Genomic DNA, 20,850 nt, shown 5'->3' with positions numbered 1-20,850 from the left:
CGGCTCAGTGCGGCGGATCCCGGCGCGGGGTGTGCGCCGTCGCGAGGGCCAGAGCGGTGACGAGCCGCCAGTCCACCGGCGGCCGGGCCTTGCGCAGGCCCGGCCGCTGCCGCGGTACGAGCACCCGCAGTGCCCGCGGCCGCAGCTCGCAGTGGACGGGGGTGCGCAGCCGCAGCGCCTCACCGTCGATCCCGGCGGGGATCCACTCCTCGTCGGCCTCGACCACCACCGTCGCCGCCGTCGCCCGTGTCAGGCCGACGGCCCGCCGCCCCCGCAGCAGCCCGGCCGCGTGTGCCGCGCCGGTGACACGGACCCCGACGCACCCGAGTTCACCGCCGTCCATGCGGGCGCGGCGCCCGAGGCCCGCGATGTCACCGGTGCCGTAGGCGTTGTTGCTCACCAGCAGGGCCTGCGGCCCGGAGAAGGTGGTCCCGCCGGCGCGGGCGGTCAGGCGCGCGCCCTTGTGGCCGAGGAGCAGGTCGGGGAGGAGTTCGAGGGTGGTGCGGGTCTTGCCGTCGCGGTACGAGGGGCTCTGTACGACCTCCGCGTAGGCGCCGAACGACACGTTGTTGACGAAGGGGCGACCGTTGGCCCTGCCCAGGTCGACGTGGAGTTCCACGCCGTCGCGCAGGGCGTCGAGGGCCGTCGCCGGGTCGTCGCGGTCCAGGCCCAGGTCGAGCGCGAAGTGGTTGCGCGTACCCGCGGGGATCACCAGGAACGGGAGCCGCAGGTCGGCGGCGACTTCGGCGACCAGCGCCTGGGTGCCGTCGCCACCCGCGACGCCGAGCAGATCGGCGCCCTCGGCGGCGGCCTTGCGCGCCATCTCCGCCACGTCGGTCTCGCCCCGCCACACCAGGAGCAGTACCTCGGCCCCCAGCGACTCGGCCTTCTCGCGCAGGGCGAACCGGCGCACCTTGCCGCCGCCGGAGCGCGGATTCATGATCAGCACGGGGTGCCGGAAGGCGGGGGCCGGGTGTTCGGGCATGGGGTCCGGCTCGTCGTACCGGGTGACGGCGGCCCGTCCGGCGCCGAGCGCGAGCAGCCAGAGCCCGCACGCGAGGGCGACGACCCACAGCAGGTCGGCCGCGGCGTACTCCACCAGGATCCACAGCGGGACGACCAGGACGAGCAGCGCGGCCAGGAGCCGCGACAGGCCCCGCCTGCTGAGCCCCCACCAGATCGCGACGGCCGTGAGCGCCAGGCCCGCGATTCCGACGGCCAGCAGCGCGAAGGTCCGCGTCCCCGCGAACACGGCGGGAACGAGCACCACTCCGGCGGCCGCGGCCAGCGCCACGCGCGCCAGCCACCGCCGCCCCCGCATCGTCGGTTTCATGACGTCACCGTGCAGTTGCGGGTGCGGCCCCGCATCACCCCCGGCAGGTGATCCCGTGCCGGGGCCGGGTGGTGTTCCCGTGGGCCCGCTCTCACACCGCGGGGGTGACTCCACCGGTCGTTCGCGGCCTCATTGTGGCCCTGCGGGAGGGAGGCCCTCATGCCCGAATCATCTGAAGCACCCAAATGCAAGGACGCGCACGCCACCCCGGAAGAGCGGGCGGTGCGCGGAAGGGCCGCACGCGCCCTCGTGCCGAGGTCCGGCCACGCGGAGTTCGCACCGCGGGCGGACCGGCCCGACCCCGTCGACGTCCTTGAGCGGCAGTCGGCGAGCCGGGTCCCGGAGCTGGTGCCGATCCGGTACGGGCGCATGATCGAGTCGCCCTTCCGGTTCTTCCGCGGGGCGGCCGCGATCATGGCGCAGGATCTGGCGGGCACGCCGACGAGTGGCATCAGGGCCCAGCTGTGCGGGGACGCGCACATGCTGAACTTCCGGTTGCTCGCCTCACCGGAGCGGCATCTGATGTTCGACGTCAACGACTTCGACGAGACCCACCCGGGGCCGTGGGAGTGGGACGTCAAGCGGCTGTGCACGAGTCTGGTGATCGCCGGGCGCGGCAACGGTTTCAGCGGGCGGGAGCGGGCGGGTGTGGTCCGCGGGGCCGTGCGCGCCTACCGCGAGGCGATGGGTGACTTCGCCGGGATGCGCAACGTGGAGGTGTGGTACAGCCGCGTCGACGCGGACGAACTGTACGAGAGGCTCGTGGAGACGCTGCAGCCGCGGACGGCGCGCAGGCTGACCCGCACGCTGGCCAAGGCGCGCGCCCGCGACCACCTCCAGGCGCTCGACAAGCTCGCCCGCGTGGAGGACGGCGAGGTGCGGATCGCGCCGGACCCGCCGCTGGTGACGCCGCTCGGCGAACTGCTGCCCGACGTCGAACGAGCGCGCCTGGAGGAGCAGTTGCGGGAGCTCGTCGAGGACTACGGGCGCAGCCTCCCGACGGACCGCAGGGCGCTGCTCGGCCAGTACCGCGTGGTCGACATGGCCCGCAAGGTGGTGGGCGTCGGCAGCGTCGGCACGCGCTGCTGGATCGTCCTGCTGCTCGGCCGGGACGACCGGGACCCCCTCTTCCTCCAGGCCAAGGAGGCGCAGGACTCGGCGCTCGCGGACTTCACCGAGCCGAGCGGGTACGCGCACCAGGGCGAGCGGGTCGTCGCCGGGCAGCGGCTCATGCAGGCCACGAGCGACATGTTCCTGGGCTGGGAGCGGGTGCGGGGCCTGGACGGCCGGCAACGCGACTTCTATCTGCGGCAGTTGCACGACTGGAAGGCGATCCCCAAGGCGGACACCATGACGCCGGACATCATGCGGCACTTCGGGAAGCTGTGCGGGACGACCCTGGCGCGCGCCCACGCCCGCTCCGGTGACCGCATCGCCGTCGCCGCCTACCTCGGGCGGGCCGACACCTTCGACCGGGCGGTCGTACGGTTCGCCGAGTCCTACGCCGACCAGAACGAGCGCGACCACCGCGCGCTCGCCGAGGCGGTGCGCGAGGGGCGGGTCACCGCGGTGTCAGCGTGAGGGAGGGCCCGGCGGTCCCCACCGCCGCCGCACGGACTCCTCGTGGGCGAGCACGGAGCCGACGACCGTGCCGAGCACCACGACGACGAAGAACACGATCAGCCAGGACAGCAGGGCGAAGACGGCACCCAGCGGCCCGTACCGCTCGACGCCGTGCTCCAGCGCGCGCGGCAGCCACACCGCGGACACCCCGGAGTACACGGCCACACCCGCGCCCGTGAGCAGCGCCCCCGGAAGCAGCGGCAGCCAGGGCACGCGCCCGGCGAGCAGCAGATGCTGGCTCCACCACCACAGCAGGACGGCGGCGGTCACTTCCAGGGCGACGCCGACGGCGGGGCCCGCTCCGAACGCCGTGTGCAGCGCCCCGCGCAGGACGAGCACGGCGACCCAGACCACGAGCCAGCACGCCCAGCGCCACACCATGGCCCGCACGTCCGCGCGCGGCAGTTGCCAGGAGCGCTCGCACAGCCGTTGCAGGGCGCGCGTGAAGGCCGTGGCGGACAGCAGCGCGACGAGCACACTGGCCGCTCCCCAGCTGTAGGGGGTGCGCTGTGTGCCCGCGTACATCTCGTCGACCGGCGCGCGCAGGGGGCCGCCGGCGGCGAACGTGGAGCGCAGTGAGCGCAGGAGTTCCCGCCGTACGGGGCGCGGGCAGAGGGAGGCGACCGCGATCAGCATCGGGAGCGCGGCCAGGAACGCCTGTGCCGCGAGACGGGTCGCGGTGTCCAGGATGTTGACGCGTACGAGTTCCTTGACGACGCGGCTCGCCAGCGACCGGGCGGGGCGGACGGTCGCCATGACGGTGCCCCCTCACGTGGGTGCCTTGCCCGCGCACCCTCGTACCCGATCCCGGTCCGCGCGTCGCCTGCCGCGGGTGACGTGTCCGGTGCCCGGTGCCGGGTACGGCGTCCGGGGTTCAGTGCGTCACCACGGCTTTGACGGAGACGAGGACGAGGCCGAGCGCCAGGTGGACGAGGGCCTCGGCGAGCATCCGCGGGCGGGTGGCGCCGGTCCTGGCCGCGCCGACGGTGGCCCAGCCCACCTGCTGGGCCACGGCCGTGCCGAGGGCGAGCCAGCCCGTGGCACGGGTGTCGAGGCCGAGGAGTGCGCCGACGGCGACGGCGGCCGCGGGCAGCGCGGCGGCCTGGACGATCGGCCACTCGTGCGCGGCCGCGGTGCGCAGGGCGCGCCGTCCCGCGTCCCGTCCGGCGGCCCGTTCGCCGACGAGGCGGGCGTAGACGTGCGCGGCCCAGAACACCAGGCCGGTGACGGCGAGCAGGAGCACGAGGCGCAGGTGAGGGTAGCCGCCGACGCTGCCCGCGGTGACGACCACCGAGGCGGCGAGCAGAGAGCCGTACACGGCCCCGGCGCAGTCGGCGCCGGGGCGCCCCGGCAGCGGGAACCGGCTCATCGTCCACCACCGCCCGGACCCGGCCGAGGATCACCTTCCAGGGGTGATACGGCGTACCGGGCCGTGCCCGAGGGTGGCGCCATCGGACCGACTGGAGGTGTGCCGTGGAGGACTACCCGCTGCTCGACGTCTTCTGGACCATGCTGATGTTCTTCCTGTGGATCATGTGGTTCCTCATCGTGTTCCACATCATCGTGGACATCTTCCGCAACGAGGACCTCAGCGGCCTGGCCAAGGCGGGCTGGCTGCTGTTCGTACTCGTGGTGCCGCTGCTCGGCGTGGCCATCTATCTCATCGTGCAGGGCAAGGGGATCAGCCGCCGCACCGGCCGCCGCGGCTACCAGGGCGCGTCCGACCTCGGCCCGTACCCGGTGGCCACGTCGTCGTCCGGCGGTGACGTGCGGGACCTCGAACGGCTCGCGGAACTGCACCGGGCGGGGGCGCTCTCCCAGGCCGAGTTCGAACATGCCAAACACAGGTTCCTCGCCTACTGAGCCCGGAACGCGGTCACGGCGGACTCGATGGTGGGGAAGAAGTGGTGCGGGTCGATGGTTCGGGTGAGCTCGTACCGCTCGATCTTGTGCCGTACGGGGTCCTTGAGTTCGGCGAAGACGAGGTGGACGCCACCGGCGTTGAGGGTGGCGTCCAGCTCTTCGAGCACGTCGGCCGCCGTGGTGTCCACGTCGGTCATCGGTTCGGCGGCGAGGACGATCCACCGCGGCCGCGGGTCCGAGCGGGCGAGGCGCAGCACCTCGTCGCGGAACGTCTTGGCGTTGGCGAAGAACAGCGGCGCGTCGAAGCGGTAGACGACGAGGCCCGGCACCTGCTCGGCGCCGGGGTAGGAGCGGATGTCGTGGAAGCCCTCGACGCCCTCGGCCCGGCCGAGGACCGCGTCGTGGGGCCACCACGCGCGCCGGAAGACGTTCAGGACGGACAGCCCGACGGCCAGGGCGATCCCGGGCAGCACGCCGAGGAGGGCGACGCCGAGGAACGCCGCGACCGACAGCAGGAACTCCGCCTTGCGCTGCCGCCACAGCCGCACGGACCCGGGGACGTCGGCCAGGGAGAGCGAGGCGGTGATGACGACCGCCGCGAGCAGCGGCTGGGGCAGGTGGCGGAACAGGCCGGGCACGAGGACGAGCATGAGGACGATCAGGGTCGCGCCGACGACCCCGGTGAGCTGTGTCCTCGCTCCCGCCCGCTCGGCCACGGCCGTGCGCGACCCGCTCGTGCTGACCGGGAAGCCCTGGAAGAGCCCGGCGGCCAGGTTCGCCGCGCCGACCCCGGCCATCTCCTGGTTGCCGCGCACCTCCTGGCCGGTGCGCGCGGCGAAGGCGGAGGCGTTGGAGACGGTGTCCGCGAGGGACACCAGGGCGATGCCGAGCGCTCCGGCGCACAGCGGGGCGAGGTCGTCGAGGCGCACGTCGGGGACCGTCAGCGGGGGCAGCCCCTCCGGCAACTCGCCCACCAGGGACACCCCGTGCTCCGCCAGGTCGAGGGCTGCAGCGGCGGCCATCGCCGCGACCACGGCGACGAGCACCGCGGGCACCTTCGGCAACCACCGCTGGAGCACCAGGATCAGCACGATCCCGCCGATGCCCACCGCAGCCGACGCGGCGACGGTCTCCCCGTCGGCGAGGGCCTCGACGACGGCGGCGGACTCCTCGATCAGGCCGTCCGCGTCCACGTCGAAGCCGAACAGCTTGGGGAGCTGGCCGATGAGGATGGTCAGCGCGAGGCCGTTCATGTAGCCGATCATCGTGGGCTTGGAGATCAGGTCGGCGACGAAGCCGAGCCGGGCGGCCGAGGCGAGGATCATGATGCCCGCGACCATGATCGCCAGCATGGACGCCAGGGCGACCGCCCGGTCCGGGTCGCCGTCGGCGGCCAGCAGGGGCACGGTGGTGGCGGCGATCATCGGGCCGAGCGAGGAGTCCGGGCCGAGGACGAGGATCCGGGAGGGCCCGCACACGGCATAGCCGAGCAGACAGAGGACGGACGTGTACAGGCCGGTGATCGCGGGCAGCCCGGCGAGTTCGGCGTACGCCATGCCCTGCGGCACGAGCAGCGTGGTGAGGACGAGCCCGGCGGTGAGGTCCTTGACGAGCCACTCGCGCCGGTACGTCGTGACCACACGGACGGCAGGGACCGCCCGCACCAGGGACGCGAATTTCACGCCGCGCTCGAACGCCGCCATGGATCTCCTCCCTGCCGGGGCCCGCGGCGCGGTGCGCGCCGGGGTCCCGGCATCCGGGCCCCCGGCAGGGTCCACCCGCCCCGCGGGGGCGTCCTCACCCTGCGGGGGTGGTGGTGCGGCGGGCGCGCGGGCGGGACGCGTAGACCGCTTCCCGCGTACGCGGGGGTGGCGTGCCCACCGTCCGGCGTAGCCGGGCCGCCAGGCACTGTGGCCGCGGCGGCGCCGCGTCTACGCTGGCCGCCCGGCGCACGGGCACCCGTACGGGGCACGCCGGGCAAGGGGGAGCAATGGGGGTCAGGGGCGCGGCGGCGGGTGCGATCGCCGCGGCGGTGATCGGTGCGGTCGGAGTGGTCGTGGCGGCGTTGATCACGGTGTGGGGGGACGACGGCGACCATCGGGAGAGGCCGGGGTCGATCCAGCAGAGCAACGAGCGCGGCGACAACGTGCTGTGTGTCGGCGAGGACATGGTGTGCGGGCCGCGAGGGACGTCGAAGCCGCCGTCGCCGGAGGGGGCGACGCCCCAGGGGACGTCGCCGCAGGGGGGTGCGTACCGGCTCGTGCCGCGAGCAGGCTCGTACGGGCCCGCGCGGCACGGAAGCGCGCACGGGTCCGTGCCGCACGGAAACTCGTACCGAACCGCGCCGCACGGAAGCTCATACCAACCCGCGCCGCACGAAGGCTCATACCGAACCACGCCGCACGGAAGTGCACGCGGATGAGGGGCGCCGCGCGTCGTACCGCCCCCGCGTTCCTGGTGCTCTTCCTGCTGCTGCCGCTGGCAGGGTGTGGCGGTGACCAGAAGGCCTCGCAGGGGCAGCGCAACGAGAACGGCGACAATCTCGCCTGCCAGGGGCACCACATCAACTGCGTCAACGGCACCCTGATCGTGTCGCCGCAGCCCTCGCCGACACCGTCGGACAGCCCGTCGGCGTCCGCCTCGCCGACACCGGACGACGCGTCCCCGAGTCCGGCGCGTACGCCGTCCCCGACGCCCTCGGAGGACGACGAGGGCGACGGGGGCGACGGGGACGGCGAAGGGGAAGGTGGCGACGACGGGAGCGAGGCACCGGACGGCTCCGGAGCGGCGGCGTCCCTGGAGCGGGCGCAACGCATGGTGTTGCAGGGCCCCGTGGTCGGCTCCCTGCGCATCGCGCTGCTCGACGTGGACTCGCCGCAGCCGCGGTGGAGCACTCGGGGCATCGGCGCCCGGCAGCTGCGTGCGGCCGGGGTGGGCGGTGTGCTGTTCCGGCTGCCCGCGCCGATGCCCGCGTCGGTGAGCGTCGACACCACGCGGGCACCGGCCGATGTGGAGTACGTCTTCTTCGACGGGGACGGCAGACGTCTGGGCACCCAGACCGCCGCCGGTTGCGCCGCGCTGTGCCCGTCGCTGACGCAGAACCTGGTCGGCGCACCGCAGTACCAGCATCTGCTGGTGACGGACGCGGGGCGCAGCGCGGGCTGGCCGCTGGGGCAGCGCTACCTCTACACCGACGGCTGAGGTCCCACACCCTGCCCCGCGGGGACGGCCCGCCCGGTCACACGGGCCGCGTGAGCAGGTCGAGCGCCTCGGTGAACCCCGCCCACGCGGTCACGGTGTCCTCGGAGCGGTCGTGCTCGCCGCGGAACCACGCCACGAACTCGGCGATGTCGAGGAGGCTCCACCGCAGCCGGTACAGCGCGAGCGCGGCCGGGTCCGGTGCCCGCCCGGTGAGTTCGGTGTAGCGCGCGAGTTCCGCGGGGTCGGCGGAGAGCAGGGAGAGGTCGCGCTCGGGCAGGGCGAGCCCCACCGTGTCCCAGTCGACGAGGCGGTATCCGTCCTCGTCGAGGATGAGGTTGCCGGGGTGCGGCTCGCCGTGCGTGACGACGAGGGGCGCCCCGCGGCCCCGCACCTGCTCGGTCAGCGCGTCGAACTCCGCGCAGCGGGCGCGCAGCGTCGTGGCGTGCTCGGTGAGGAGTTCCCTGGCGGGCTCGGCGAACGGACCGCCCGACCAGGGGCCGCCGAGATCGCCGAGCGCCTCGTGGATGCCGTCCAGACCGGCGGGTTCCAGGGTCGTCGCCGGGGTGCTCCCGGGCGGTGTGCGGCCGTGCAGCTTCGCCAGGAGTTCGAGGACCTGGTCGCGTTCGGCGGCCGCAAGGCGCTGCCCGAACCGGCCGGGACGGCCGGGGACATGGGGGAACAGGGTGAGGGCGTACCGCGCGTCCAGGGCGACGAGCGCCCCGCCGTCCTTCGTGGGCAGGGGCGCGACGACGAACCGCAGTCCGTCGCGTTCGCGCAGGGTCCGCGCGGTCTCCATGGCCCGCCGCAGACCGTCGAGGGCCGCGGCGGCCCCCTGTCCGCAGTACTCCTTGTGGTCGAGGTCGGACACGGTGGCGAACCACGGTCTGTGGTCCTCGTCGACGATCTGCCAGTGATGGTCCCCGAAGCCGACCGGGGCGTAGGAGACGCCTGCGGGGGACACACCGAACTCTCTGGCGGCGTCCCAGAGGCGGGCTTCGTCGAAATCGTCGGGGCGGTTCTGCACGGCCCCACGCTAACAACTGCCGGTCCCGGGAGGGGCGTTGGGGGCCGATACGGAACCGGGGGCCGCCGTCGCCGGTCGGCCCCCGGAAAGTCCAGGTCAGATCACCGCTTCGGCGGGCTGACCCAGCCCTTCCGCACCAGCTGGTCGCAGTGCGACTTCCCCTGCGACGGGGTCTCCCCCTTGGCCGCGGTGGCCTTGAGGCAGTCCGCGTACGCGTACGGGGGCCCGTCGACGGAGGCGGTGGCGGTGGCGGCCTGGGCGGTCACCGCCGACACGCCGAGCCCGCCGGCGGCGACTGCCAGGACCAGGGCCATACTCATCCGACGCACAGCTTTCTCCTCTTCTCGTGCTTCTCGGTTTCTCGGTTTCTCGCGTTCTCGATCACTGAACAAGATCAGCAATCGGTCAACGACCGGGACCACGGACAGGAAACCGCCCAATTGCGGTAATTTCGCGCTACAGCTCCCCCGCCGGGACGGCGCTCTCCCACAAGTCGACGCTGTGGTCGTCGACGCGTGCGCGAATACGGGCGACGACGTCCACCGCGGACCGCGGTTCCAGGCGGCGTCCGTCGCGCAGGCGCAGGGCGACATGGTCGGCGGCGGCCTCCCTGGCGCCGATCACGGCCTGGTAGGGGACGAGCCGGGCCTCCCGGATCCGGGCGCCCAGGCTGCCCCGCTCCGGCCCGGCGACCTCGGCGCGCAGACCGAGTTCGGCGCACCGTGCGGCGAGCTCCCCTGCGTTCGCCATCTCACCGGCGGAGACCGGCAGGAGCACCAGCTGGGTGGGCGCGAGCCAGGCCGGGAAGGCACCGCCGTGCTGTTCCACGAGATGGGCGACGGCCCGTTCCACACTGCCGATGACGCTGCGGTGGACCATGACGGGGCGGTGCTTGGCGCCGTCCGCGCCGACGTAGTGCAGCGCGAACCGCTCGGGCTGGTGGAAGTCGACCTGGACGGTGGACAGGGTGGACTCCCGCCCCGCGCCGTCGACGACCTGGACGTCGACCTTCGGCCCGTAGAAGGCGGCCTCGCCCTCGACCGCCTCGTAGGGCAGTCCGGACCGTTCCAGGACGCCGGTCAGGAGGGCGGTGGCCCGGCGCCACAGCTCGGGCGCGGCGATGTACTTCCCGCCCGCGCCCGGGAGGGAGAGGCGGTAGCGGGCCGGAGCGATACCGAGGGCCCGGTACGCGCGGCGGATCATCTCCAGCGCGCCGTGCGCCTCCTCCTCGACCTGGTCGAGGGTGCAGAAGATGTGCGCGTCGTTGAGCTGGACGGCCCGCACCCGGGACAGCCCGCCCAGGACTCCCGACAGTTCCGAGCGGTACATGCCGCCCAACTCGGCCATGCGCAGGGGCAGCTCGCGGTGACTGTGCGAGCGGGAGCGGTAGATGAGGGCGTGGTGCGGGCACAGGCTCGGCCGCAGGACCAGCTGCTCGCCGCCCATGTCCATCGGCGGGAACATGTCGTCGCTGTAGTGCGACCAGTGCCCGGAGATCTCGTACAGCTCCCGCTTGCCGAGCACCGGCGAGTACACGTGCCGGTACCCCGCTGCTCGCTCGGCGGCGCGGACGTACTCCTCCAGGGCGTGCCGTACGGTCGCGCCGTCGGGCAGCCAGTACGGCAGTCCCGCGCCGATCAGCGGGTCGGTGTCGAACAGGCCGAGCTCACGGCCGAGCCTGCGGTGGTCGTACGCGGTGGACATCGCGGTCTCCTCACGGGGGGGCGGAGCGGGTGCCCGGGAGACACGGCGAAGCCCCGGGGCACCTGCCCCGGGGCTTCGCTTCAGATCACAGGTCAGCGCGCCGGGACGTGGTCCGGCGTCGTCGTCATCACTGCGGCGCGCTGCATGCCCGGCACCGTAGCAGGAGCGGTGCGGTGCCCTCACGGGCTTTTCCGCCCGCGGCCCGCGCGGCTCCCCTCACGGCTCTTCCGCCTCCGGCCCGCGCGGTTCCCCTCACCGCAGTGTCCAGATCCAGCCGAGCGGTGTGAGCCCGAGGGTCCTGGCCACGGACCGCGAGGCCAGGTTGTCCGTGGTGGTGCTGTAGAAGAGGACCTGCTTGGTGCGGCGTTCGCGCTCCGCCCAGGCGGCGACGACGGCCGGGGCGATGCGGCGGCCGCGGAAGTCGGGCCGGGTCCAGATGCCCGCCTCGGCTGCCCTGTCGTTGCAGGCCGGGGAGAAGCAGATCGACACCGGCCCGCCGCCGTGCACCGCCATGGCCCACTCCCCGAGCACGCCCCGCGTCAGCTCGTCCCACTCGCCGGGCTCCCAGTTCCCCGGGCGCGCCAGGCGGCGGGCGGCTGCGCGGCCCGGCGGGTCGGAGACGATGACGCCTACGCCGGCGGCCTCGGGGACGGTTGCCGCGGGCGCGTCCGCCGGGCTCGGCGGAAAGACGAAGCAGGGGCCGCCTTCGACGGCTTCCGGACCCTTGCCGAGGTGCTCGCAGAGCTGGAGGAGGACGTTCGGGGGTGTGGCGGGGGTGTACGGCTGCTCCGCCGGGTCCTGCGTGCGGGCGGTCGGGGGTGCCGTGTTCTGCGCGGGGCCGGTCGCATGCGCCGTGTTCCGCGCGGGGCCGGTCGGGGGCGCCGTGCCCTGCGCTGGGCCGGTCGGGTGCGCCGTGCCCCGCGCGGGCGCGGACGGGTGCGCCATGCCCTGCGCGGGCACGGGCGCGGACGGGTGCGGTACTCCGCTTGCGAGCGCCAGGATGCGGGCCCGTGGGGTCCAGGCGAAGACGGCGGTGAGTTTCCCGTCGCGGAGAGTGGGTGGTCCCTGGCCGTCCCGGGCTGTCAGCCCGTGGATCACATCGACCTCCAGCTCCAGCAGCTCCGCGTCGTCCCGGCCGTCGGGCACCGCACTCATCGCCGCCCGCCGAACTCCCAGGCGTGCACCTCCGTCTCCGCGTACGCGTGCGGAGCCAGGACGGCCCGCGCGCCGTCCGCGTCGGCGGCGCGCACCAGTGCCGCCGTCCCCACCCAGATGGTGTCGTCGTCGGACAGGAGCGGGCCGAAGGCGATGAGTCCGTCGCGGTCGGACGGCAGGGTGAGGTCGGCGACCCGGTCGGGGTGCTCCGGGCCCAGGCCCAGGACCAGGTACTGGTCGGCGTCGGTGCCCCGGTCGGGGAACTCCCACATGGTGCGTCCCAGCAGGTTGCGCCACCGGCGCAGCAGCACGTCGCGGTACACGCCTGCCTGGTAGGTGGGCTCGTCGAAGGCGAACGCGCGGGCGGCGGCCGCGTCCGGCAGGTCGACGGCGTGCACACTGCCGCTGGGCGTCTCCCCGTCCGCGGCGAAGGTCGGGCCGCGGGCGATCAGCTGTTCCGCGTACCGGTCCATGTAGGACCAGTGCTCCTCCACCAGCTTCTCGCGCAGCGCCAGGGACCCGGCCCGGTCACGGTGGTAACAGAAGTACTCCATGGCCGCAGACTCTTCCCCATCCTCGGGCCGCGCCTCAACCGGATTGCCGGGCGGGGACCGGCCCAGGGGGATCAGGTCAGAGAGAGCGCCGTGGGATCGGGCGCGGGCGCGTCGACGGGTGCGAACTGAGGGTCGAGGGTGATCGACATGTAGTGCGCGCCCTTGTACATGGGTATCGAGCTGACCCGCCCCAGTTGCGGGTCGACCCACACGACCTTGCCGCCGTGGTTGACGCCGCAGACGGCGTGGACGAGCCCCGTCTCCTCGCGCTGGAAGACGACGACGCTGCACGCTCCGTGCCCCGCGCCCGTCAGCCGGCTCGCCACGACCTGCCAGACGCTCTCGACCCTCTCGCCCTCGGTCGCCTCTCTGATCGAGGACCTCCACGTGGTCCGCAGCATGGCCGCCGTCCGGTCGTTGCCGCCCTCCTCGACATCCCTGGGGCCCGAGTTGTGCACTCCGGCGGCCACGGTGGGATTGCCGGACCAGGAGGCGATGAAGCTGCGGGCGGCGTCACCGCAGTTGCGGCGGTACGCGCCCCCCGCCTCGTCCCGCCGCGGGTTGATCCCCTTCACCCAGTCCGCGGCCCGTCCCGAACTGGCCATCGCGCCCTTGGGGTCGATCTTGTTGAGCCGCTGGGTGAGCTGGCCCACGATGGCGTAGCCCGTCGCGGTGGGGTCGGGGAACTGCTGGAAGCTTCCGTCCCTGTTCTTGGGGAAGACCCGGTTCAGGTTCTCCTGGTCCTCCTGGTGGGGCGGCCGCAGCCCGCCCGGACCGAAGTGCCGGGCGTCGTTGGACAGGACGTTGGAGGACCCGCCGCGGCCGGTCCGCTGCACGGGTGGCGTCCGGTGGGCCTGCTGTGCGCCTCCTGCCCGGTGTGCGCCGCGGGCCTGACGCTGTGCCACCAGCGCCCCGTTCGCGGCGGCGTTTCCCGCGGAACCCTGGATGGCCCTCATGTCGGCGGCGCCGATCAGGCCGCCGTGGGCCGCCGCCGCGGCCTCGTGCGCGGACGGCGTGGTGGCCCTCGCGTCCTCGGCCGGCCGGGGTGTCGGCAGGCGGGCAGGTATGTTGGCCCGTTCATCCCGCTCACTTGCGTACACGACGGTGCTTCCTCTCCGCTCGGTTCCGCCTCGTCCCCGTCCTTCCAGGTGTAACAGGGGGGCGCATCGCGGCGGGAGGGCCGGAAGGGCAGCCATGGCCACACCCGGGGCTGCCCGGGGGGACGGGGAAGGAGCCCCTTCGAGCAGGGCCCGGCCCTCCGGCCGCGCCACCGACCCCGACGATGCCGGTGATCCACCAACCCTCAGTGATCTACGGGCCTTCAGCGATCCACGGGCCTTCAGCGATCCTCGAGCCTTCAGCGACCCACGAACGGAGCAGCACGATGCGGCACTTCACGGTCCACCACGACGGCGTCACGATCCCGGTCACCCGGGGTGGCCGGGGGCAGCCCCTCGTCCTGTGCCCGGGTCTCTGCTCCACCCAGGCCGACCTGCACGAGCTGATCGGGCTGCTGCGCCGCGACCACGACGTGGTGAGCTTCGACCTCCGGGGCCACGGCCTCGCGTCGCCCGCGGGCCGGTACTCGTTCGACGCGTTCCGAAGCGACCTCACCGCCGTCCTGGCGGAACCGGAACGTCTCGGCCTGTCGTCGGCACCCGTCCTCGTGGGCTACTCGCTGGGCGCGGACCTGGCCGTGCACCACGCGTCCGAGCATCCCGGCGCCGTCGCCGGGCTCGTCCTCGTCGACGGGGCCAATCCGGTGCCCGAACCGTTCCTCACCGAGAGCGACCTGCCGGAGTTCCGCGCCATGTGGGAGGAGCAGGCGGCACGGCAGGAAGCGGAGCGGCGGGCCGGGGACGGCGGGGGCGGCGCGCACCGGGTCCTGCTCGGTGCCCGGGACATCCTCGACCTGAACCTCGAACTCGACGTGATCCGGACCGAGCGGACCCTCGACCGGTACGCGCGGATCGACTGCCCCGTCAGCCTGGTCGTGTCGACCTCCATGGCGGGCACCGACGGCGAGGCGCACACCGAGCGGTTCAACCAGCTCTGGCGCTCCGGCGTCGAGCGGCTCGTCCGCGCCCGCCCCGGTACCGCCACGACCTGGCTCGACGCCGACCACGGCCTGCCCTTCACGCATGCCCCGGAGATCGCCCGAATCGTCCGCGCCGCCGTACGGGACGGCGTTCGGGACGGCGCCCGGGACGCCGGCCGTGGAACGGCCGACCGGGGCGCCGAAGCGGCTTCTTGATCCACTGTCAGTGCCGGGTGCGACGATCGCACTCATGACCGAGACAGCCGGAACGCGCTACGACTGGCAGGGATTCCTCACCCGCTGGAGCGGGGAGTGGGCGGACGCGTACGACCCGGAGGAGAGCCGGGACGCACGGGGTGACGCGGAGGCGTGCGAGGCCCGCTGGCTGGGCTTCGCACCCGCGGCGCCCGAGCGCGTCGCCGCCCTGGAGGAGCGCCTCGGGAAGCGGCTCCCGCCGTCGTACCGGACGTTCCTCGCGATCACCGACGGCTGGCGGCACGCGGGCCACTTCGTGTATCGCCTCGCGGGCACGGAGCAGGCCGACTGGTACGAGGACGACGCGGGCCTCGCCGAGATCTTCGGGGAGTATCTCGACGAGGACTCGACGCCGACGGCACGGAGAAGTACGCGTTCACGGTCTTCGGCGCGCGGTGCGAGCGCTCCGGGGAGATACCGTTGGCGCTGCTGCCGGAACTCCTCTTCCCCGAGGTCGGTGAGGGCGGCCGGTACAAGGAACGGCACGGCGAGGCAGCGGCCCTGACGGCGGTCGCGACGGCCTTCGGCACCACGCTCCCCCGGCTCGCCCTCACCCGGGGCCGCCTGCACACCTTCACCACGCGCTCCTGGACACGCCCACCGGGACCGGGCGAGGTGTACGCGACGGCGACCCTGGAGCCGCTGGACCCGGACACCGTCCGACTCCTGCTCGCTCAGCGATGCGCCCCGGACGACGGGGCGGAGCCTCAGCGCGCCCCCGACGGGCCCTGAGCCAGGCGCTGAGCGGCGGGCGACGCCGCGTGCCCCAGTGGATCAAGCCAAAGTCACCCGGTCGAGCGGGCATTTGAGCCAGCTCGACATTACCCTCCTTTGACTTTCGTTTGGACTGTCTTTTACTTTCGATCACGGCGGCGAACGCACTGATCCGCCGTCGCGTACTCGCACCCTTCCCTGGAGGTACGACATGGAAAAGCTGGTCGCGAAGATGACCCGGGACGACGTCTGGAAGCAGTGGACGGCCCTGAACTCTCCGAAGACGTCCGGCAAGGACGGCTGTATCAGCGCCGACAAGTCGGGATGCATCAGCGCCTCCGCGAAGTCCGGCTGCATTTCCTGATCACCCGTCGGGGCAGCCACCGGTCGCCCTTGACATGAGCGGTCCGGCGCGCCCCGGGGCGCGCCGGACCGCCGCCCCGCCAAGCTCCCGCGCACCGACACCCCGAAGGGTGGTCATGAACGGTCAGCCCAGCGCCGACGTCCTCGCCCAGATCAAGGACATCCCGATCTACCGGCCGTCCGTCGAGCGTGGCCACTTCCCCGTCCTGGAGAAGCCGGAGATCGCCCGCGGCTTCCCCGACAACTGGATGACGCCCGCCCTCGCGGCCGCGCTCGACGCGGGCGAGGCGGAGTTCGTGCTCTCCACGGGCACCAACCACGCCCGGATGCAGATCATCCGGCCCCCGTACTTCCTGCTCAACTCCTACTACCAGCTCTGGAGCGAGCACCCGGACATCGCCGACACCTGGCACGAGGGCTGCCGTCGCGTCTCCCTCACCACCGTCCTCGCCACCGAGCACGTCGCCCGCGTCAACGCCCGCAAGCACGGCGGCCCGCAGGCCGAGCCCGATCCGGTGCCGGACCTGGAGCAACGACGCCTCGACGAGCGCACGTTCTATGTGAACCTGCGCCGCGACCCGGCCCTGTGGGACCGCGCGGACGTGGAGCGCATGTTCGACGAGATCCGCACGGCGCAGGCGGCCCACCCCGAGGGCCGGTACCACCTGGACTGCTCGGGCCCCCACCTCGCGCACCTGGTCCGCAAGGCCGTCGCCTGGGGCCTGTGGCCCGCGTTCCCGCAGCCGGCCAGCATCGTGCACGCGTACGAGTACACACCGCTCAACGTGCGCCGCTACCTCCGGCACCACTTCTCCTGCCCGGTCGTCGACCTGTTCGGCAGCACCGAGCTGGGCTATCTCTTCTACAGCGACCGCAGCGGCCGCTACCACCCGTACCTGGATCGGATGAGCGTCGAACTGATCCCCGTCGAGCCGGGCAACAGCCGCATCCACAGCCTCATCGTCACCAGCGTCCGCAACCCCCACATGCCTCTGGTCCGCTACCGCTCGGGCGACTGCGTCCGCACCGACGACGGCTCCGCGGACCCGGCCCGCATCTCCCGGTTCTGCGGACGCGAGAAGGAACTGCTCAGGACGGCGCGCGGTCCGGTCGCCCAGGGCGACCTCGACGACGTGGTCACCGCGGCGTCGCCCCGCGTCTTCGTCCACCGGCTCGACACCCGCGCACCGGGCCGCGCCCTGCTCCAGTACACGACCTTCGACGGCTCCCCGCTCGCCCCCGTCGAAGCGGACGCGCTGCGCCACGGCGTCGCCGAACTCGCCGCGCGGGACGCCGACGTGGAGCACCGCGAGCACCTCCCCATCGGCGCGTCCGGCAAGTACGCCTGGCTCGTCCAGGACGCCTGAGCGCCGCCCTCACCGCCCTTTCGGCCCCCTCACTCCTCCCCTCCCCCCCGCCACGCCCCGCCCCACGCCTTCCGGGAGCATCATGACCACCCAGCCGACCGTGTCCGCCGACGACCTCAGGGCCCTGCTCGGCGAGGCCCTGCACGCCGAGGTGGTGGCCCACTTCACCACGGCCACCGAAGCGCCGCGGGAGTACGTCGAGCGTCAGGTCACCGAGTGTCTGCGCTACCTCTACCTCGTCTCCCGCCACCCCGACCGGCTCAGCGGCCTCTTCCTCCCCGTGGAGCAGGAGATCGACGAGATCTGGCACTACCTCATCCTCCAGACCCGCGAGTACCGCCGGCTGTGCGAACAGCGGCTGCCGGGCGGTTTCTTCGTCGAGCACCGCAGCATCGCGTACGAGGACTACCAGCGCGACCCGGGCCGCGAGCAGGCCGTGGAGGAGGCACTGCGCTGGATCCCGCTGTACGTGCGGGAGTTCGGGCCCTTCGACGACGGGGCGCTGCCGCACTGGACGATCGTGCGCTTCCTGCACGAGCAGCTCGACATGTCGCTGCGTGAGATCAGCGAACTCGCCCCGATGACCGTGCCCCAAGGGGCGGGCGGCAGTTGAGGTCCCGCACCCGCTCCGCCACCGGCCCTTCCGCGGGCCCCCGGCCGACGGCGGGCGACGACCCGCCCGAGCAGCGCCGTGTCCTCGTCGTCCTGGTCCTGTCGCAGATCCTCAGCGGAGCCGGACTCGCCGCCGGGATCACCGTGGGCGCGCTGCTCGCCGAGGAGATGCTCGGCTCGACCTCCCTCGCCGGGCTGCCCGCCGCCCTGTTCACCGGCGGTGCCGCGCTCGGCGCGGTGGGCGTGGGGCGCGTCTGCCAGCGCTGGGGCCGCCGTCCCGGTCTCGCGTCCGGGTACGCGGTGGGGGCGCTCGGCAGCCTGGGCGTGGTCGGCGCGGCCGCCGCGGACAGCGCACCGCTGCTGTTCGTCTCCCTCGTGGTGTACGGCGCCGGTACGTCGACCAATCTGCTCGCCCGGTACGCGGGTGCGGACCTGGCGCGGCCCGAACGCCGCGGACGCGCCATCAGCACGGTCCTGCTCGCGACCACGCTCGGCGCCGTGGCGGGCCCCAACCTGGTGACCTGGTCCGGATCGGTCGCGCACGCCTGGGACCTGCCCCGGCTCGCCGGTCCCTTCCTGCTCGCGGTGGCGGCGTTCACCGCGGCCGCCGCGGTCATCGGCTGCTTCCTGCGCCCGGACCCGCTGCTCCTCGCCCGCTCACGGGCGTCGGAAGCGGGCGGCGAGCAGGACGCGGACGGCCGCGAGGGACGCGAGGGACGCGAGGGAACGGACGGCGGAGCCCCCGCACCCGGTGACGTCCGCGCCCTCGTCACCGGCACCACCGTCATGGTGCTCACCCAGCTGGTGATGATCGCCGTCATGACGATGACGCCGGTGCACATGCGGGCCCACGGGCACGGCACCCAGATGACCGGGTTCGTCATCGCCCTGCACGTGGGCGCGATGTTCCTGCCCTCACCCCTTTCGGGGCGGCTCGTGGACCGGCTCGGGCCCCCGCCGGTCGCCGCGGCCGCCGGGGTCACGCTGCTCGCCGCGGGCTGCACGGCCGCCCTGGCGCCGCCGCACTCGGCGGCGGCCCTCGCCGCGGCGCTCGTCCTGCTCGGGCTCGGCTGGAACCTCGGCCTCCTCAGCGGCACGGCCATGGTGACCGCGGCGACGCCGCCGTCCACCCGGGCCGCCACGCAGGGCCTCGTCGACGTGGGGATCGCTGTCGCGGGCGCATCCGGCGGCCTGGCGTCGGGCGTCGTCACCGCGTCCGGGGGATTTCCCGTCCTGGCGTTCGGCGGCGGCGTCCTCGCACTGGCCGTGCTGCCGCTGCTCCTCGTGACCGCTCGCTCCACGCGCCCCGGAGGGCCCGCGGAGCGAGCCGGGGAAGGATCCGCGGAAGAACCGACGCAGGGGTCTTCCGAGGGCCCCGCCCTCACAGATCAGCGGCGATGATCTTCTCGATGTTGCGCTCGGCGAGTGCCGTGATGGTGACGAACGGGTTGACGCTCGTGTTCCCGGGGATCAGGGCGCCGTCGATGACGTAGAGGCCCGGATGGCCGTGCAGGCGGCCGTAGTTGTCGGTGGCCCTGCCGAGGACGGCGCCGCCGAGCGGGTGGTAGGTGAGGTGGTCGCCCCAGATCTTGTACACGCCGAAGAGGTCGGTGCGGTAGATCGTCCCCTCCTTGGCGTTGATCTTGTCGAAGATCGTCTTCGCGGCGTCGATGGACGGCTGCTTCCAGGCGGTCTGCCAGTTCAGCTCCGCCCGTCCCGCCGCCGCGTTCCAGGTGAACTCGGCGCGGTGGGGGTTCTTGGTGATCGACAGATAGAACGAGGCGTACGTCTCGATCCCGGTGGGCAGCGGCGCCACCTCCGCGAAGGCGCCGCCCGCGGCCCAGTTGTCGATGCCCGCCGTGGGGATGGACGACTGGAGGCTGCCGGTGGCGTCCCACATGTGGTTGGCGCGCCCGCACATCACATTGCCGTTGTCGCCCCAGCCCTTGCCGACCTCGCCGTTGAGATGCGGCAGGGCGCCGGTGGCCCGCAGTTTCACCAGCAGCTTGCTGGTCCCGACGCTGCCGGCGGCGAAGAACACCCGGTCGGCCGTCATGCTCTTGGTGGCGACGGTCTCGCCGCCGGTGTCGATCTGGTCGACCGTGACCGTGTAGCCGCCGCCGGCGGCCGGGGTGACCGAGGTGACCTTGTGCAGGGGCGAGACGGTGACGCGGCCGGTGGCCCTGGCGCGCGCGAGATAGGTCTGTTGCAGGGACTTCTTGCCGTGGTTGTTGCCGTAGAGGATCTCGCCCGCGAGCGCCGACTTCGTGGCGGTGCCCGCGGCCTCGCGCTTCATGTAGTCCCAGTCGTAGACGTCGGGCACGAAGACGAACGGGAAGCCGGAGCGCTCAGCGTGTTTGCGGCCGACACGGGCGTACTGGTAGCACTCGGCGGTCTCGAACCAGGCCGGGTCGATGGTGTTCACGCCGAGGCCCGCGTTGGCGCGCGGGTAGTACGTCCCGTACATCTCGTCGGCGTCGACCGAGGGCAGCACGGCGCCGAAGTTCTCGCGCTTCGGCGTCACCGCCATGCCGCCGTTGACCAGCGAGCCGCCGCCCACTCCGCGGCCCTGGTAGACGGTGATGCCGCCGAACTCCTCGGCGTCGAGGATGCCGGTGTGGCGCGGGACGGCCTTGTCGAGAGGGAAGCCGAGGAAGTTGCTCAGCGGCTGCTTGGTCTTCGTGCGGAGCCAGTACGACCGGAGGTCCGGGCTCGTGGTGTTGGCGAAGATCTTGCCGTCGGGGCCCGGGGTGTCCCAGGCCATGCCCATTTCGAGCATGTGTACGTCGACACCCGCCTCGGCGAGCCGCAGGGCGGCCACGGAGCCGCCGTACCCGGTGCCGATCACCAGGGCGGGGACGCGCGTGCCGTCGACAGCGCGGGCCGGGAATGCCTGCGCGCTCAGCGCGACCGCGCCCAGAATGGAACTCGTTCCAGCTAAGAATCTGCGGCGCGATATCCCCTCAGATGCGCTGTTGTCCATGCCTGTTGCGTTCATGTGGCCTACCTCACTCATGGCTGAATCGAAACGAGTTCTACTGCGG

Annotated in this window: 21 protein-coding genes; 10 read left to right on the top strand and 11 right to left on the bottom strand. The window is 73.2% G+C overall.

Annotated elements, in window-relative coordinates:
• Positions 1 to 4 precede the first annotated feature (4 nt).
• The gene (locus GPA10_RS26165; RefSeq protein ID WP_157167636.1) at positions 5 to 1,333 is read right to left on the bottom strand and encodes a diacylglycerol/lipid kinase family protein; all 1,329 of its coding nucleotides are present in this window, start codon (positions 1,331 to 1,333) and stop codon (positions 5 to 7) included.
• Positions 1,334 to 1,492: 159 nt separating this feature from the next.
• Here GPA10_RS26165 and GPA10_RS26160 point away from each other — a divergent pair, with 159 nt between their 5' ends.
• On the top strand, positions 1,493 to 2,914 hold the full coding sequence (locus GPA10_RS26160) for a DUF2252 domain-containing protein (protein WP_157167635.1): 1,422 nt from the start codon (positions 1,493 to 1,495) through the stop codon (positions 2,912 to 2,914).
• Here GPA10_RS26160 and GPA10_RS26155 read toward each other — a convergent pair.
• Together GPA10_RS26155 and GPA10_RS26150 are read right to left on the bottom strand one after the other, a co-directional pair.
• Complete coding sequence (locus GPA10_RS26155; protein ID WP_058847627.1) at positions 2,906 to 3,712, bottom strand: YhjD/YihY/BrkB family envelope integrity protein; 807 nt, start codon at positions 3,710 to 3,712, stop codon at positions 2,906 to 2,908. The two genes, GPA10_RS26160 and GPA10_RS26155, sit on opposite strands and share 9 nt — an antisense overlap.
• A gap of 118 nt (positions 3,713 to 3,830) precedes the next feature.
• Complete coding sequence (locus GPA10_RS26150; protein WP_157167634.1) at positions 3,831 to 4,325, bottom strand: hypothetical protein; 495 nt, start codon at positions 4,323 to 4,325, stop codon at positions 3,831 to 3,833.
• 104 nt (positions 4,326 to 4,429) lie between these two features.
• Here GPA10_RS26150 and GPA10_RS26145 point away from each other — a divergent pair, with 104 nt between their 5' ends.
• Positions 4,430 to 4,819, top strand: coding sequence for an SHOCT domain-containing protein (locus tag GPA10_RS26145; RefSeq protein WP_063803535.1), 390 nt, complete (start codon positions 4,430 to 4,432; stop codon positions 4,817 to 4,819).
• Here GPA10_RS26145 and GPA10_RS26140 read toward each other — a convergent pair.
• Positions 4,813 to 6,522: a SulP family inorganic anion transporter gene (locus GPA10_RS26140; RefSeq protein ID WP_157167633.1), complete on the bottom strand. Its 1,710-nt coding sequence runs from the start codon at positions 6,520 to 6,522 to the stop codon at positions 4,813 to 4,815. The genes GPA10_RS26145 and GPA10_RS26140 overlap by 7 nt on opposite strands.
• A gap of 715 nt (positions 6,523 to 7,237) precedes the next feature.
• Between GPA10_RS26140 and GPA10_RS26135 the strand changes: the two genes are divergently transcribed.
• Positions 7,238 to 8,020: a hypothetical protein gene (locus GPA10_RS26135; RefSeq protein WP_157167632.1), complete on the top strand. Its 783-nt coding sequence runs from the start codon at positions 7,238 to 7,240 to the stop codon at positions 8,018 to 8,020.
• A gap of 37 nt (positions 8,021 to 8,057) precedes the next feature.
• On the opposite strand, the gene GPA10_RS26130 is transcribed toward GPA10_RS26135, so the two are convergent.
• The 6 genes from GPA10_RS26130 to GPA10_RS43780 all read right to left on the bottom strand — a co-directional run bounded on the left by GPA10_RS26130 (position 8,058) and on the right by GPA10_RS43780 (position 13,557).
• Positions 8,058 to 9,044 (bottom strand): phosphotransferase, encoded by a 987-nt coding sequence (locus GPA10_RS26130; protein WP_343041337.1) that lies wholly within the window; start codon positions 9,042 to 9,044, stop codon positions 8,058 to 8,060.
• A 101-nt stretch (positions 9,045 to 9,145) separates the two neighbouring features.
• Positions 9,146 to 9,373, bottom strand: a complete 228-nt coding sequence (locus GPA10_RS26125) for a hypothetical protein (RefSeq protein WP_157167631.1) — start codon at positions 9,371 to 9,373, stop codon at positions 9,146 to 9,148.
• A gap of 127 nt (positions 9,374 to 9,500) precedes the next feature.
• Positions 9,501 to 10,748: a threonine--tRNA ligase gene (thrS, locus tag GPA10_RS26120; protein ID WP_157167630.1), complete on the bottom strand. Its 1,248-nt coding sequence runs from the start codon at positions 10,746 to 10,748 to the stop codon at positions 9,501 to 9,503.
• A 252-nt stretch (positions 10,749 to 11,000) separates the two neighbouring features.
• A complete protein-coding gene (locus GPA10_RS26115) occupies positions 11,001 to 11,903 on the bottom strand; it encodes a GNAT family N-acetyltransferase (protein ID WP_157167629.1) in 903 nt (300 codons plus the stop codon).
• Positions 11,900 to 12,457, bottom strand: coding sequence for a YciI family protein (locus GPA10_RS26110; RefSeq protein WP_157167628.1), 558 nt, complete (start codon positions 12,455 to 12,457; stop codon positions 11,900 to 11,902). The genes GPA10_RS26115 and GPA10_RS26110 overlap by 4 nt, the downstream gene beginning before the upstream one ends.
• A gap of 71 nt (positions 12,458 to 12,528) precedes the next feature.
• Positions 12,529 to 13,557 carry a toxin glutamine deamidase domain-containing protein gene (locus GPA10_RS43780; RefSeq protein ID WP_157167627.1) on the bottom strand — a complete coding sequence of 343 codons (1,029 nt, stop codon included), beginning with the start codon at positions 13,555 to 13,557 and terminating at the stop codon, positions 12,529 to 12,531.
• A gap of 284 nt (positions 13,558 to 13,841) precedes the next feature.
• Here GPA10_RS43780 and GPA10_RS26100 point away from each other — a divergent pair, with 284 nt between their 5' ends.
• The 7 genes from GPA10_RS26100 to GPA10_RS26075 all read left to right on the top strand — a co-directional run bounded on the left by GPA10_RS26100 (position 13,842) and on the right by GPA10_RS26075 (position 19,207).
• Positions 13,842 to 14,711 (top strand): alpha/beta fold hydrolase, encoded by an 870-nt coding sequence (locus GPA10_RS26100; RefSeq protein WP_157167626.1) that lies wholly within the window; start codon positions 13,842 to 13,844, stop codon positions 14,709 to 14,711.
• 34 nt (positions 14,712 to 14,745) lie between these two features.
• Positions 14,746 to 15,255 carry an SMI1/KNR4 family protein gene (locus GPA10_RS26095; protein ID WP_198351707.1) on the top strand — a complete coding sequence of 170 codons (510 nt, stop codon included), beginning with the start codon at positions 14,746 to 14,748 and terminating at the stop codon, positions 15,253 to 15,255.
• A complete protein-coding gene (locus tag GPA10_RS26090) occupies positions 15,171 to 15,482 on the top strand; it encodes a hypothetical protein (protein ID WP_157167625.1) in 312 nt (103 codons plus the stop codon). The genes GPA10_RS26095 and GPA10_RS26090 overlap by 85 nt, the downstream gene beginning before the upstream one ends.
• 193 nt (positions 15,483 to 15,675) lie before the next feature.
• Positions 15,676 to 15,828 carry a hypothetical protein gene (locus GPA10_RS41820; RefSeq protein ID WP_169749746.1) on the top strand — a complete coding sequence of 51 codons (153 nt, stop codon included), beginning with the start codon at positions 15,676 to 15,678 and terminating at the stop codon, positions 15,826 to 15,828.
• Positions 15,829 to 15,943: 115 nt separating this feature from the next.
• On the top strand, positions 15,944 to 17,194 hold the full coding sequence (locus GPA10_RS26085) for a phenylacetate--CoA ligase family protein (protein ID WP_157167624.1): 1,251 nt from the start codon (positions 15,944 to 15,946) through the stop codon (positions 17,192 to 17,194).
• 82 nt (positions 17,195 to 17,276) lie between these two features.
• Positions 17,277 to 17,807: a glycine-rich domain-containing protein gene (locus tag GPA10_RS26080; RefSeq protein ID WP_157167623.1), complete on the top strand. Its 531-nt coding sequence runs from the start codon at positions 17,277 to 17,279 to the stop codon at positions 17,805 to 17,807.
• Positions 17,804 to 19,207 carry an MFS transporter gene (locus GPA10_RS26075; RefSeq protein WP_157167622.1) on the top strand — a complete coding sequence of 468 codons (1,404 nt, stop codon included), beginning with the start codon at positions 17,804 to 17,806 and terminating at the stop codon, positions 19,205 to 19,207. Before GPA10_RS26080 ends, GPA10_RS26075 begins: the two co-directional genes overlap by 4 nt.
• On the opposite strand, the gene GPA10_RS26070 is transcribed toward GPA10_RS26075, so the two are convergent.
• Positions 19,188 to 20,804, bottom strand: coding sequence for a GMC oxidoreductase (locus GPA10_RS26070; RefSeq protein ID WP_198351706.1), 1,617 nt, complete (start codon positions 20,802 to 20,804; stop codon positions 19,188 to 19,190). The two genes, GPA10_RS26075 and GPA10_RS26070, sit on opposite strands and share 20 nt — an antisense overlap.
• Positions 20,805 to 20,850: the final 46 nt, after the last annotated feature.

The sequence above is a fragment of the Streptomyces typhae genome (assembly GCF_009755605.1).
Classification (GTDB): Bacteria; Actinomycetota; Actinomycetes; order Streptomycetales; family Streptomycetaceae; genus Streptomyces; species Streptomyces typhae.
This window is presented reverse-complemented; position numbering and strand designations above follow the sequence as displayed.